The organism is uncultured Maribacter sp. (assembly GCF_947500985.1).
Taxonomy (GTDB): Bacteria; Bacteroidota; Bacteroidia; order Flavobacteriales; family Flavobacteriaceae; genus Maribacter.
Map to the genome: position 1 here is coordinate 493,661 of NZ_CANMTX010000002.1, position 13,908 is coordinate 507,568.

At 34.9% G+C, this 13,908-nt stretch carries 12 protein-coding genes; 2 read left to right on the forward strand and 10 right to left on the reverse strand.

Annotated features, from left to right (window positions below; genetic code table 11):
* Nucleotides 1–114 precede the first annotated feature (114 nt).
* Both Q0871_RS05750 and Q0871_RS05755 read right to left on the reverse strand, forming a co-directional pair.
* Nucleotides 115–921: an SDR family oxidoreductase gene (locus Q0871_RS05750; protein ID WP_299319276.1), complete on the reverse strand. Its 807-nt coding sequence runs from the start codon at nt 919–921 to the stop codon at nt 115–117.
* Complete coding sequence (locus tag Q0871_RS05755; RefSeq protein WP_299319279.1) at nt 914–3,196, reverse strand: M28 family peptidase; 2,283 nt, start codon at nt 3,194–3,196, stop codon at nt 914–916. Before Q0871_RS05755 ends, Q0871_RS05750 begins: the two co-directional genes overlap by 8 nt.
* A gap of 120 nt (nt 3,197–3,316) precedes the next feature.
* On the opposite strand from Q0871_RS05755, the gene Q0871_RS05760 reads away from it, so the two are divergent.
* Nucleotides 3,317–3,781, forward strand: coding sequence for a CBS domain-containing protein (locus tag Q0871_RS05760; RefSeq protein ID WP_299319281.1), 465 nt, complete (start codon nt 3,317–3,319; stop codon nt 3,779–3,781).
* A 97-nt stretch (nt 3,782–3,878) separates the two neighbouring features.
* Here the strand turns inward: Q0871_RS05760 and Q0871_RS05765 are convergent, their stop codons facing one another.
* From Q0871_RS05765 to Q0871_RS05800, 8 genes are all read right to left on the reverse strand, one after another.
* Nucleotides 3,879–4,229, reverse strand: coding sequence for a hypothetical protein (locus Q0871_RS05765; protein WP_073241936.1), 351 nt, complete (start codon nt 4,227–4,229; stop codon nt 3,879–3,881).
* Nucleotides 4,230–4,721, reverse strand: a complete 492-nt coding sequence (locus tag Q0871_RS05770; protein ID WP_299319291.1) for a DUF6265 family protein — start codon at nt 4,719–4,721, stop codon at nt 4,230–4,232.
* 51 nt (nt 4,722–4,772) lie between these two features.
* Nucleotides 4,773–5,162, reverse strand: coding sequence for a VOC family protein (locus Q0871_RS05775; protein WP_299319293.1), 390 nt, complete (start codon nt 5,160–5,162; stop codon nt 4,773–4,775).
* 106 nt (nt 5,163–5,268) lie between these two features.
* A complete protein-coding gene (locus Q0871_RS05780; RefSeq protein ID WP_299319297.1) occupies nt 5,269–5,778 on the reverse strand; it encodes an outer membrane beta-barrel protein in 510 nt (169 codons plus the stop codon).
* Between the two features lie 812 nt (nt 5,779–6,590).
* Nucleotides 6,591–7,148 carry a hypothetical protein gene (locus Q0871_RS05785; protein WP_299319307.1) on the reverse strand — a complete coding sequence of 186 codons (558 nt, stop codon included), beginning with the start codon at nt 7,146–7,148 and terminating at the stop codon, nt 6,591–6,593.
* Between the two features lie 7 nt (nt 7,149–7,155).
* Nucleotides 7,156–7,374, reverse strand: a complete 219-nt coding sequence (locus tag Q0871_RS05790) for a DUF6500 family protein (protein ID WP_299319311.1) — start codon at nt 7,372–7,374, stop codon at nt 7,156–7,158.
* 4 nt (nt 7,375–7,378) lie between these two features.
* A complete protein-coding gene (locus tag Q0871_RS05795) occupies nt 7,379–7,951 on the reverse strand; it encodes a pentapeptide repeat-containing protein (protein ID WP_299319315.1) in 573 nt (190 codons plus the stop codon).
* An 8-nt stretch (nt 7,952–7,959) separates the two neighbouring features.
* Nucleotides 7,960–11,115: a sialidase family protein gene (locus Q0871_RS05800; protein ID WP_299319319.1), complete on the reverse strand. Its 3,156-nt coding sequence runs from the start codon at nt 11,113–11,115 to the stop codon at nt 7,960–7,962.
* A gap of 203 nt (nt 11,116–11,318) precedes the next feature.
* Here Q0871_RS05800 and Q0871_RS05805 point away from each other — a divergent pair, with 203 nt between their 5' ends.
* Entirely contained in the window at nt 11,319–13,907 is a 2,589-nt protein-coding gene (locus tag Q0871_RS05805; protein WP_299319322.1) for a cyclic nucleotide-binding domain-containing protein, read from the forward strand.
* Nucleotide 13,908: the final 1 nt, after the last annotated feature.

Here is a 13,908-nt window from a genome sequence, read left to right on the forward strand (position 1 = left end):
TTTATATTGTTAAACAAAGGTATGTCATACGTCGATAAGTAGTTGAAAACCAACAATATATTAACGCTGTTTTTAGGTATTTGTTGTGAAAGGGAAGCTAAGTGTTGTGAAGGGTTAGTTTATAGATGTAAGAAAGTTATAGTTATTAATAAGAAAAATACTACAAATTGACACTAATTTTTGATTTTTGCCAGTAGCAGCGTATTTTGGCGCTGGTATGCCTCTTTTAGCTGCTTGTTTGGTATAATATTCTTTTTTCGTTGGATGGTCAGGATAAACGGCATTCAATACATCATTATAATAGTCGCATTCAATAACCCTTTTTATAATACCAATGCAATCATCTAAATGAATTAGGTTAACAGGTGCGTCGCCACCACTAAGGTTTTCTCTTCCCGATAACATAGTTACAGGATGTCTGTTTGGACCGATCAATCCGCCAAAACGAATAATGGTTGTATTTAACTCTTTATCGTTTTTTAAAAGGTCTTCGCACTGTACTAATTGTATGCCAGATTCAGTAGTGGGTTGAGGTACCGTTTTCTCGGTGACTGTACCTTCTGTATCACCATAAACTGCCGTGCTACTTGCAAATATGATATTTTTTACTGCCGATTTTTTAATAGCCTCGTGTAGTAATGTAATCTTTACGATGTAACTTTCTTTAGGGCCTTTTCCTCTTAATTTGGGAGGAATGTTTATAACAAGCACTGATACCGAATCAAGAAACGCATCGATATCACCGTTAATTTCATTCTCGGATAAAGCTATTTTGAACGGTGTGATGCCTCTTTCTTTTAAGACCGATATTTTCTCATTAGATGTGGAAGTTCCATTAACTGTATAACCGCTAGCTATTAAACTTTCAGCTAATGGTAAACCCATCCATCCACAACCAATTACGCCTATTTTCTTATTCAAATTTCACTTTTTGTATGGTTAATATGGCGTCGTTCAATACAAATGGCATTGGTATTTGATTTTCTTTTCGCTTTGGTATGGTGAATAATCCATTTGTAAGTAAATCATTAGAAGCTTCATATATGGTAAGTTCCAATTCTTGTTCCACTGGTACTTCTAGCATAATGTCCGTGTAATTTTTATCACTGATATAATGTGTAATCAGTCTACCTCCATATCTATTTTTAAGAAAATACTCAGACAGTTCTATTCCGTTTACATCTGCCTTTAAAATATCAACATCATTGGTGAAAACTTCCAACCGGTTTATAGGTCTATTTGGAGTAATACATAAATGAACTGCACGAATATTATTTACTATAGTATCTAGTTGCACCTCAATAGTTGGTTTTGGTACATTCTTTAATGGAGCTTCATTTGTAAACGTAAAATTAGAGCCGTATTTGCTGCTTATTGTCTTTTTTGAAAGAAGAGTATCTGCAGCTTTTTTGGTGATGTATTGCGAAGTCCAGTCAGAAGGTCGATGCTCATAAGTTGCCCACTTCGCTTTATTCTCATCGGTATCTAAAACATATAGTAAGCTAGTTGGTTTCGGTCTATCGTTAGTAAAGCCAGAGCTCATATGCGCAGATGCCATAAAGCCTGCAAACAACAAGAAACTTAGAAATGCCAATGCACCTTTTTTTCTGTATTTTGTAACCAAGGGAAGTAATAAAAAGAAGATTAATGTCGTCAATAGGGTAGTAGCTACCAACATTTTAAGACCTAAGCCAACCGGAAACATTTTCACGAAGGGTGCGAATATAAATAATGCCGGAATGCCAAGAAATACCAGTAAAAATGGATTCGGATTCTTTTGATTTATATGCACGTAAAAGGCAACCAAAAAGCTATATAAAGGTATAATGAAAAATGCGGCACCTTGTAAATACACCGCTAATAGTCCGCAAATGATAATCCAAATTATGAACGGGGCAACCAATAAATTTGCAGTTTTAATCACTTTAAATTTATAGTAGGCATAAAAACAAGTACCTAATGAAAATAGGGTGAATGCAAAGATATAAGCATGGCCATTATAAGTGAAGCCGTGTAGAATATCTTTATAGCCTGGGTAGAGCCATTTTAAAAACTGCCAACTAAAGTACCCTACAACTCCGTTAACTATTAAAGTAAAAAGTACGGGAATAAGTCCCTTTAAAATATCTTTTCCATTCAGGACTTTTTTTCGAAATCCAGATATTAATAATAGTATAAAAAAGAGAATGGCAATTACTAGCATGGGCATAATCCAACTAAATGGATATGACACCATTTTAAAGAAAGGTACATTGAAATATACGTTATCGTCAAGACTTTTTAAGTTGCTGATGTCAGCATTACTGAAATAGGTTAATAATGGCATTAGATAGCTACCTTGGTGAGCCAGCGTGTTTCTGTCTAATCTTTCATAATTATCTATTTGTGTGTGGTAATCGAAGTGGTCATCAATAAAAGCAAAATTGTAACCTTCTATATCACCATCTTCTCTAAATACGGTTAGATCCGTGTCATTGGGTAACATTTTATAGATGCTATAGGCAAGTGAATTTGCTACAGGAAACTCAGGATTTGCAGCTATAAATTCAGAGATTAATTTGCTATTACCTCTATTGGTTTCCATCAGCATATAACTTGGTCCGCCACTACCACGAGCTTCAAAATTTAAAACTAGGCCAACATCTTTCAGCCATTCATGTTTATCTACAAATAGATCTGCACCGTTAAGGCCTAATTCTTCAGCATCAGATATGAGAATGATAATATCGTTTTTAGGTGTGGTATTTGTTTTTAAAAAAGCCCTTACGCCCTCTAAAATTGTAGCAACACCACTACCTGCATCACTAGCACCTAACGAAGAATGCGGATTGCTATCATAATGACTTAGCAGTAATAAGGCCTTACCAGATTCGCTTCCTTTAATTCTAGCCAATACATTTTCTGCTTTGCTTAAATTACCCCAATCACCAGCGGTATACCCTTCTTGTAAAGAAGTTTCCAAACCTAACTTTTGGAGTTCTGCAGTAATATAATTACGGACAGTCTTATGTGCAGGAAACCCGACACCATGTGGTTCTTTTGATATTTCTTTTACGTGTTGTAAGGCTCTATCTGTAGAAAATTCGGTGTCTACTACTGTTTCACCCTCATTATATTGTGGTAGAAGTACTCTAAAACTCCAATATGTGGCAAGAATGACTAGAAGTAAAGTTAATACGGTTGGCGTTTTTCTCATGATTATGATATTCTTTAAAAAAGTCCTAAAATACTGAGTATATACAGGTATTCATCGAAAAATATTAGTAAAATTCGTTTTATTTGTTATCTTTAGTAATCAACCTCTAAATAAACTATCATGGGAATCAAAAGCTTTCAAGGCGTTAGAAAAGTATTTAAAAAGGAATTTGAAGCCCCAATATTGGTCGCTGATTACATGACCACTAAGTTAATCACTTTTTCGCCAGATGATTCAATTTTAACCGTAATGGAAAAATTTGCAAAACATCATATTTCTGGTGGACCCGTTTTGGATAAAAATGGATTTCTTGTAGGTATCATTTCTGAAGCCGATTGTATGAAGCAGATTTCTGAAAGTAGGTACTTCAATCAACCTATTTTAGATAAGAGTGTAGAAAATTTTATGACCAAGTCAGTTGAAACCATTCCTCATGATATTTCAATTTTTGATGCAGCAGGTATTTTTGCCCAACACAATAGAAGAAGATTACCCGTAATGAAAAATGATATTTTAGTTGGTCAAATTAGTAGAAAAGATATAGTCGTGGCTGCACTTAAATTAAGTGGGCATAATTGGAAATAGATTTTATTAAGTACAAAGTATTAAGTAAGAAGTTAACTTATAAGAAAATCTCCTTTTAAGGAGACTTTCTTATATAATGTTCACAACCAACAACCAACTATTCTCTCTTTACAATCATATAGAAATCATTGTCTAATGGTAGGTAGCCTAAATCATATAGAAAGTAATATGTTGTGCCTTTTTTTGTGGTGTATAAATTGGTAATAAAGTCAAAATCGAAACCTTTATCTATTAGCCGCATACGGGTGGTTTTCGTTTTGCCGTCTTTTAATTTATAACTGTCAAGAATACGGTAGTTTTTGCGAAGCTTATTATTGATATTTCTAATAAGGTTTTTGCTGTCTGGATTGACTTTATTGTTATATGTATTGCGACAGTAATCATTACAGAACTTTTTGTCGACTCTGCCCATGACCTCTTTTCCGCATTCTAAACATTCCTTTTTCATCTATTGCCTGTGGTAATTAAAGGTAACTTCGTTAGATGTTCCGTCTTCTTCACCAACCTCAACATACATGTTTATTTCTTTGTCAGAGATACGCTCAATAGTAAAGTCATCAAAGTAATATTTGTTCTCTTCTATTTTAACTAATCTAAATTCTATATTTTCATCTCGTTCTTCCCAACCACTTAAATTAGCATCAAAATGTTTGAGTTGTAGAATTAGCGTACCGTCAATTTCTATAAGATGTCCGAATTCATAAAAACTTACTTCACCTTTATCGAGTAATCGAAAAGAGAACATCATGGAACCATCTGCAGGTGGACTCCATATTTCCTCTGCGATTCCGCCAAAGGCTTCTCCTTTCCAATGTCCTGCAAGCCATTCTATATTGTTTAATGTTGCGGCGGGACTCATCATTCCTTCTTCAAAAGAAACGGTATTTTGTGACTGTAGTAAATACGTTGAGGAAAGTAAGATAAGCAGTAAAAATTTCATGTTCTAGTATTTTTAACAAGATACAAATTAAACGTTTACAAACGGCTTCACTTATTTTTCATAAAACTCTATAGGTAAGTCATCTGGATCGGCAATGAAAGTAAAGCGCTTATGGGTAAACTCATCGATACGAATAGGTTCAGCTATTATATCGTGTTTTTTACAATGTGCAATAATTTTTTCTAAATTGTCTACTTCAAATGCTACATGTCTTAATCCGCAAGACTCTGGTCTAGACGGTCTTTTCGGCGGATTAGGGAAAGAAAACAATTCAATTATATAGTCACCTTTTAACGCCAAATCTAATTTGTAAGATTGTCGCTCTTCTCTATAAACTTCTCGAATAATCTCTAAGCCTAAAACTTCGGTATAAAATTGTTTAGAAACCTCGTAATTAGAGCAGATGATAGCGGTGTGGTGTACTTTGTTCATTGGTTTCAATTTAGAACTATTTTTCTAAAAGCATTTTGGTTGGAAAATTTATAAATCAAAAAAAGGGTGGTTTACAAACTTGTAAACCACCCCTGTAATATTATATAAAGTGTTCTTATAATTTATAAGTAATACCAATTCTACCTCCACTTACAACATTTCCGCCACCAACTTGAAGGTTGATTGCAAAGTTGTCATCGAAGAAATAGCGACCACCAACTTGTAAACCTATACCGAAACTATCGGCACCACCATAATCAACAGTACTTCCGTCAATTTTAGTAGACCAGCTATAATAGGTCAAATTAGCTCCTGCATACAAATCCCACTGACTTGGAATTTCAAATACCTCATTAAAGTGATAATTACCATTTCCTGTAATTCCAAAAATAGAACTCTTAAAATCGCTGCCTAAACCACTACCGTGATTGTAAGTTTGATAAGATAATTCTCCACCTACAGAAATATTCGGTGCTACACCATATTCTAATCCCGCATAGATAGGAACTCCCCATCCTGAGAAACCAATTCCTGCATTTGCTTGTAAAGCTCCTTCTTCTAATGGTGATTGTGCGTACGTAAAGCCAATTGTAAATAAGGCTAATAATAAAGTGATTTTTTTCATGGTTAATGTTTTGATTAACAATCAGTTAATTAATGTTGTTTGTGATAATTAAATTGTAAATATCTGCGAAAGATAATTAATTATTTTAATTGTTAATATTTATTAATTATCTAAATGTATGTATTGTAATTAGAAAGTCAATAGGGTGCTATGACTTGCTCAATTATAAATTTCAGTCATTACAACCAATCTCTGAAAAGTTTTTGAATAAGTGAATTCTAGGTTGTATGCTTTTGTTTAGTCAATTTTAAGTTTGACCTATACTTTTTCCAAAGTTGGAAAACTCCAATAAATAAGCCGACAATACCACCAAGATAACTGAAATTATGGACCGTTCCTGCTCTCAAAAATGCATGTGAGTTAGTCATGTTTTGAAGGGAATCATCAATGATTTCTCCGTAACTAGGAAAATTAACGGCTTCATAATATCTTTCCGGTTGCCATTGAATGTAAGCAACCAGAATTCCAATTATACCAAGCGTTATGGTAGTTATGAGAACTGTACCTAAAGCTTTAAATCTATCTCTAATTGTGAGTATGTCATTCCATATCCATACAGTTCCTAGTATGACCCCGATAATAAGTCCCATCCACCAAGGGAATTCCAGCCAATTATACTAGCACCTAATCTAGCAGGTTTAATATAATATTCAGGTAGATGATGTTGAATAAATTTAAAAAGGGTAAAGTACTCACTTGATATGGTATATGTAATTTGATTGTGTATAATTCCATACAATCCAGAAATGACAATAGTTGAAACTATAAAGAGAAATAAATAAGTAATTTTTTTCATTGTAAGTAGATCCTAACTATTCCCGACCCTCATATAATTCAATTGCTTTCAAATAATTCTGTGCTCCAGTCATAGTCATGTCATTTACAAAACCATCTAGTTCAGGATGATTTGTTTTGATATAATTTACTAAAGAATCTTTCTGTTGATTCCAATTTTTCCAATTTACACCAATGTAATCTAGCTCTTCCAGTTTTGTGATTTTGCCTGAAGCAAAAGAGAATTTAACGTTAAGCTTTAGCTGATTGTTCTTTAAAAAGGCATTGCGGATATTCTTTTGACTGATAGTCGCAATAAGGTGATTATTATCTTCAACCAATTCAAGTATTTCATATGACGGCTTAAAAATGGAATCCCATTTATAAAATTCATTGAAACTATCCTTATCAAACGGCATTACAAAATCACCGGAAATTAATGTAATACTATCATGAATTACTGTTTTTAGCTTTTCGAAGTCGCCAGAACCAAAAGCTTTATAATATGTAGTAACAGTTTCTTTACGACTTAACTCCTTATTGCCGCAACCGAACAATAATCCCGTTACGAATAGAATTAGAAATGTGTGTTTCATTATTTCTTTAGTTTAACGATTCTACCATCTCTTTGATCTTCACCGCTTTTTCAAAATGGTCTAATTGATGTTCTAAAATCCACCATTGAGCTACTTCCATCAAAAGTTCAGGATTGTCGTTTTTGTTCTTGAAGAATGCATAGAATGAAAGTCCTACGTTCTCTCCTTTAGCTACGATTTTGGCATCACAGACTTCAATGATTTTTGATTTTATTTCTTTGTTCATATAGTTATTTCAAAATCTTAAGCTTGTGTTTCTGCAATAACCCTTCAAGGTTATCTTTTGAAAATATAGCCCCTGTCATTTTATTATTATCAGGGTCAATACTGAAATTTGTGGCCGTACTAAAATCTGCTTTTTGCAAATTGGTTCTCCCAAATAGAGCTCTTTTTAAGTTGCAATCGTCAAATTTTGATTTGCTTAAATCGCAATCGCCAAAATCAGCTTCCTCAAGTTTGCAAGATATAAATGCTTGACCTACTAACTTTAATTCTGTGAAAATTGCAAAACTCAAATTGGAATCAAAAAAAGATAAGTCCATTAAAAAGGCATTACAGGTATTAAAGGCTAAACCTATGAGTTTACAATGAGAAAATTTTACTTCTTTGAAAGTAGAGTTTACAATATTGGTATTACTCAAATTACAGTCTATAAACTCGCACTCCAAAAAAATCTGATTGTCTAAATATCCTTTAGAGAAATCGCAGCTTTCAAAAATGCAATTTTCGTATTCCGCTCTAGCCAATCTATTAGCAGTGTAATTTTCTCCTTTAAAGTTTTGATCTAGTATTAATTTCTGCACAATCTCTTTTAGTTTTGTTTTTCAGATAATATGATTGCCGGAATTTCTAAGCTTTGAAACAAAGCATTATAGGACTTCATTTCTGTATTTATGATGGCATCATGCTCTATTTTAAATGTATTCCACATTGCTAATAGGTCTTTTAATCGCTCTTTTGCGCCAGCGGTAACCTTTGGTTCTGCTGCATCGATATAACCTCTTAGATTCAATAATTGTGAATTCAGTTTATTTTCAAAATTAATCACATCTTGAAAGGTTTTCTGGTTAGGCTGAATTAGATTTTCTTGCCAATTTGTAATGCGTTTAGTCAAAGAATCGCCTTGCGTTAATAACGCTTCTGCTTTCTCATTATCTGCAAGTAATTTGCCATATTGTTTTAATTGCGATTTTGCCGATTGCATATCGTTTACAGCAGTATGTATTTCTACTACGGTAGCTTCAATGGTTTTCATCATTGTTTGTTGTTCTGCATAGTCTGCCATGCTGGCCTTTACTTTTGGGTGTGGTAAAATAGTTACGGTAGTTTCTGCTGTTTTCTCGCCTAAAGTTAATTTCAACCTATAATCACCAGGACCAACAGTAGAACCGTTTAATCCGCCAAGTACAAAAACCTTGTGCACAGCAGGTAAAGGCTTTCTTTTAAAATCCCAAGTAAAACGGTTATATCCTTTTTTTGAAGCTAGAATAGCTGGCTTTGCCGGACCGCCTGGCCAAGATTTGAATTTCTTATCTTTTTGGTTGGTTATGGTTCTAATTATCTCACCATCTTTCAGTACTTCCAATTTTAATTCGGTGCTGTCTTGTGCTTCGCTTAAATAATAATCGAAAGTTACTCCGCTTTTTGGATTGCTGCCCAAACCAGGAACTTGTTTTTCACTAGAACCTCCAATAAACAAATACGTGTCTTTTGGTTTAAAAATATTTAACTCTTGTTTTGTGGTAGTGCTATTCTGTATAGCTGCTAAGTCATCTAAAATCCAAAATGCACGACCAGCCGTTGCAGCAACCAAATCATTATCTTGAATAACTAAATCATTTATTGGCGTCAAGGGTAAGTTTAATTGCAATGGCTGCCAATGCAAGCCATCATCTAAGGAAACAAATAAGCCAGTTTCTGTACCTGCGTAAAGTAACCCTTTTACTTTTTTGTCTGCACGTACAACTCTCGTGAATGTATTATCGCCTATTATGCCATAGGTAATTTTTGTCCAAGTGGTTCCGTAATCCGTTGTTTTGTAGATGTAGTTGGCAAAATCCATTGACTTATATCGCGTCAAAACAATGTAAGCTGTTGCCGGATCATGCGGAGACACTTCAATACTGTTTATGATACCTTCTTTTGCACCTGCGGGAGTAACATTTGCCCAATTCGCTCCGCCGTCTTTGGTTACATGTACCAAACCATCATCACTACCAGACCAAATAACACCCTCTTCATGTGGAGATTCTGTCAAGTAAGTTAGGGTGTTATATATTTCACCACCAGCAGCTTCATTGGTAAACGGACCACCACCAAGACCATGTTTGTCTTTTTCGTCTCTCGTTAAATCTGGACTTATAACCGACCAGCTTTGACCTTCATCTGTTGATTTGAAAACAACGTTACCACCATGATAAATTGTTTTTCTGTCATGTGGCGAGGTGATAATCGGGGCATTCCAATTATAACGGTATTTTGCATTTTCTGGTGATACACTCAAACCTAATTCAGGGTATTCTTTAATAGGTTTAGATTCTTTGGTATTTGCATCCCATTTATCAATATTACCTTGGTATGTTCCACCATATATCAATTCTGGATTATCTGGGTCAAAGGCTAAAAATGCGCTTTCGCCACCAGCAACGGCATACCAATCTTTCCAGTCGATACCACGATCATTTGTTCTAGAAGCTATTGCTACGGTAGAATTATCTTGTTGACCACCGTATACATTATAGGGTACTAGATTATCTGTAATTACCCTGTAGAATTGTGCTGTATTTTGGTTCTCTTGTGTACTCCAACTTTTTCCACCGTTATTAGAAACATTCGATCCTCCATCATTAGAGTTGATCATACGTTGATTGTTCAAAGGGTCTATCCATAAATCGTGATTATCACCGTGTGGTGTTGGTAGGGGTGAAAAAGATTTTCCACCATCTATTGATTTTGTTACAGGTGCATTTAATACGTAAACGATATCTTCGTTTTGGGTGTCGGCAAAAATCTCCATATAATACCAAGAACGTGTAATATTGATACGGTCTTTGTTAATGAGTTTCCATTTTTTGCCGGCATCATCAGAGCGGTATACGCCGCCTTTTTCTCCCTCTGCTTCAATAACAGCAAATACACGCTCTGGGTTGGCTCTAGAAACGGAAATACCTGCTTTACCCATTTCTTTAGGTAACCCTTCTTTTAATTGTTCCCATGTTTCTCCACTATCGGTCGATTTGTAAATGCCTGAGTTCTTTCCACCAGATTCCATCGTCCAAGGAAAACGTCTGTGTTGCCACATAGCTGCATATAAAATGGTAGGGTTGGTCATATCCATAGATAAAGCAGAAGCCCCGGTTATGGTATCAACGAACAATACATTTTTCCAAGTGTAACCGCCATCTGTAGACTTATAGATTCCTCGTTGAGAAGAAGGTCCATATTGGGCACCTTGTGCGGATACAAAAATGATATTGGGGTTGGTAGGGTCTATAATAATATCAGATATATGTCTAGTTTCATCAAGTCCCATATGTTTCCAGGTTTTACCTGCATCGGTAGATTTGTATACGCCGTCGCCCATAGAAGTCATTACACCACGGGCTGCATGTTCGCCCATACCTGCAATTACAATGTTAGGGTTGCTTTCAGATACGGAAATGGCACCTACAGTAGCGGTTTTTAAGAATCCGTCAGAAATATTCTTCCATGTAATTCCGTCATCCGTAGTTTTCCATATTCCGCCACCAACGGTTCCCATGTAATAGACCATGGGCTGACCTAAAACACCGGTTGAAGCTACACTTCTTCCACCTCTAAACGGACCAATATTCCGCCATTTTAATCCTGTAAAAAGAGAGTCTACTAGTTTAACGGTGGGTTGGGTGATTTTACTTTTTCTTCGTTGAGATTGTAATGCTAACGGTGCCATAATGACGAGCACGAGCAAAAGTCTGATGATTTTCATGGTGTGGTCTGTATTAGTTGTTGAATAGGGAAGATAATAAAAGGCTGTGTAAAATGATAGTCTATAAATTGAATTTGGTTATTCTAAGTTTAAGGGGGTGAATTTTATGGTTTTAACCAATATCAAATTGCTAAAATGACAAATTGGTTTTAATGTTGGCAGTCCTTTTTTTTTCGCTTTTATCTGGTTAAGTTAGGAGGAGTATGATACACCAAAATAGAGTTTTAAAGCAAGAAATAACTACTGAAAAATTAAAAGAATATTTCCCGAACGGAGCGTTGAAAACATACGCTAAAGGATATGCTATCAGTTATATTCATAAAAAAGTAAGAACGTTTAGATGGCTTATAGAAGGTAGTGTCAACTATTACATTTCACTTGATAATCCTGAAAGTGATATTCTCGTTTGTCAAAACTCAGAACCTTTTTCTACTATTGGTTTAAATGGCTTCAATACTCCCAAAAGATTTACATATAAAGCTACTGTTGCTTCACCAAAAGCATCTTTTTTTGAAATTCCATTTCATGAGCTAGATACGTACTTGAAAAAAGGACATCAGAATATTTTGCTTAAGAATATTGGTTCAAAATTGTACCGTGTATTGCATACTGCCTTAACGAAGCAAACTGAATTATTGAGTCCCGTAAGGTTTCAGCCTTTTGTTGAAGACCAACAGTTTTTTATTTCTCCTGCTGCCGAACAAGAAGAGATTGTTTCATTAATGCGACGCTCTCCATTTCTAGATTATTTTGAAGAGAAAAATTTAATGGCTTTAGCTGCGTTGGCAGAACGTAGGGAATATGAACCCGATGAGGTTTTATATGTACAAGACGGTTCTAGTAATGGTTTGTTTATTCTCATTCACGGAGAAGTTACCATTAAGCGAATAGAGAATTCAATCGAAATTAAACAACGATCTATTAAGAACTCAGGGTTTGTATTTGGGTGGTCATGCCTATTGAAGGAGAAAGATATTTGCTCTGCAATTACCAACACAAAGACTTCTGCTTATTTTATTCCTGAAGGCGATTTAATGAAATTGTTTCAAATTGATGATGCTTTTGAAGGTCAATTTTATCAGCGATTATTGTGGCTTGTGGGCAATCAGCTAAATGCTGCTTTTGTACGTTATGTTGGCTTGTTGGGCAAGCACAATTTGCAGGCCGTGTATCAATTGATAAAGAATAATAAATCGCGACTATTATTATCATCACCATTGCACCAAGTGCCACATCTATTAAAAAGTAATACCACCAAACAGTTTGCTTATGATGCCTTAACAGGTTTGGTTAAGAATGGTACTGCTCTTGAACGCCATATTGCCTCATTAAGTTTAGAACTGCTGGGCGAAGATCAAAAAGAGCATGAGTTTATAAGCGGTTTACAGCAGATTTATGAGAATGTAGCAGAAAAGAACAGTAAAGATGCTGAGCAAAATAGAAAGGTTTGCGCTGAGTTGACCATGAAGGTGTTTAAAAACGTACCCTATATTATTGAAGGATGGGATAATTTGCCTAATGATACCGGTAATATTTTTATTTATAACCACTTAATCAATGACCCACATTATACATTAAATAATAATTTTCAGATTACCTTAGATTCTCATTTTCTAAGTGCCATGGTTTTGTATAAAAAATACGAGGAACCTGGTATTAGAACAGTTAGAATAGGGCAGGGACAAGAATACGGTCATCAGAATTACTACGACAACCTTGGCTATATAAATGTGTATACCAAAGAATCTTATGAAACTTCTAGTAATAGAAAAGAAGAGGCAAGAAGTATTTTTTACAGTGAAGCGTCTAAACATTTAAAACAGAAATACAACTTAATTATAAGCCCTGAAGGCACCTCTTACAGAACAGACGAATCTCCCGGTCCTTTTAAAATGGGCGCTTTTAAGTTGGCATTGCATACGGAGCCAGAGCCGTATATAATACCTGTAGTTATGGTAAATTTTGATCATAGAATTGGCAAATCTTTATATTACTGTGCCATTAAAGAACCTTTTTTACTCAGTGAAAAAGTACCTTCTAAAAGCAATAAAGATTTATATGCTTTTATGGAGCAATATCAAGTAGAATACCAAGGCTATGTCAAAGAAGCTATTGAAAGAGCTGAACAGTTGAACGTATCTAGTTCAGGTGCTGATAATTTAGAAGAGCCACCTGCCATTTGGTGCAATGAAATAAAACGACTTAAAAGACGAGTAGCTAAATTACCTACCCAAGAAAACTTGATAGCTTTCTACGGAAGTTCATCGGTACGTTTATGGGTAAATATGAAGCGAGATCTAAGTCCTTTTAATGTGGTGAATCTTGGTTTTGGTGGATCTACATTCGCTTGGTGTATTCATTATTTTGATGAGATATTTACAGAAGCTAATCCGTCTAAAATAGTACTGTATGCAGGAGAGAATGATTTAAATAATGGTAAAACTCCGCAAGAGGTTCTTTCTGGATGTATGGAATTAGTAGGATTGATTCAAGATAAATATCCTGATGTAGAATTGGCATTAATCAGTCTTAAACCAAGTGTAGAGCGTGAAGCTTTAATTCCACTGATTATGGAGACCAATTTAATGTTGTCCAAATATTTCATCACAGAATTAAATGCGCAATACATTAATGTTTTTGCACAGATGATTACCACAGATAACAGACCGATACCAGAATTATACCTTTCTGACGGATTGCATTTAAACAAACAAGGCTATGCACTGTGGAGTACTGCAATTAAGAAAGCACTACAAGCAGCGGATAGCCTTGAGCTTGAAAATCAATTATAGA

Bases quoted from the DNA above. Each gene is read 5' to 3' on its own strand.
- Q0871_RS05755 (WP_299319279.1), bottom strand. From the start codon at position 3,196: ATGAGAAAAACGCCAACCGTATTAACTTTACTTCTAGTCATTCTTGCC.
- Q0871_RS05760 (WP_299319281.1), top strand. From the start codon at position 3,317: ATGGGAATCAAAAGCTTTCAAGGCGTTAGAAAAGTATTTAAAAAGGAA.
- Q0871_RS05765 (WP_073241936.1), bottom strand. From the start codon at position 4,229: ATGAAAAAGGAATGTTTAGAATGCGGAAAAGAGGTCATGGGCAGAGTC.
- Q0871_RS05770 (WP_299319291.1), bottom strand. From the start codon at position 4,721: ATGAAATTTTTACTGCTTATCTTACTTTCCTCAACGTATTTACTACAG.
- Q0871_RS05780 (WP_299319297.1), bottom strand. From the start codon at position 5,778: ATGAAAAAAATCACTTTATTATTAGCCTTATTTACAATTGGCTTTACG.
- Q0871_RS05785 (WP_299319307.1), bottom strand. From the start codon at position 7,148: ATGAAACACACATTTCTAATTCTATTCGTAACGGGATTATTGTTCGGT.
- Q0871_RS05790 (WP_299319311.1), bottom strand. From the start codon at position 7,374: ATGAACAAAGAAATAAAATCAAAAATCATTGAAGTCTGTGATGCCAAA.
- Q0871_RS05800 (WP_299319319.1), bottom strand. From the start codon at position 11,115: ATGAAAATCATCAGACTTTTGCTCGTGCTCGTCATTATGGCACCGTTA.
- Q0871_RS05805 (WP_299319322.1), top strand. From the start codon at position 11,319: ATGATACACCAAAATAGAGTTTTAAAGCAAGAAATAACTACTGAAAAA.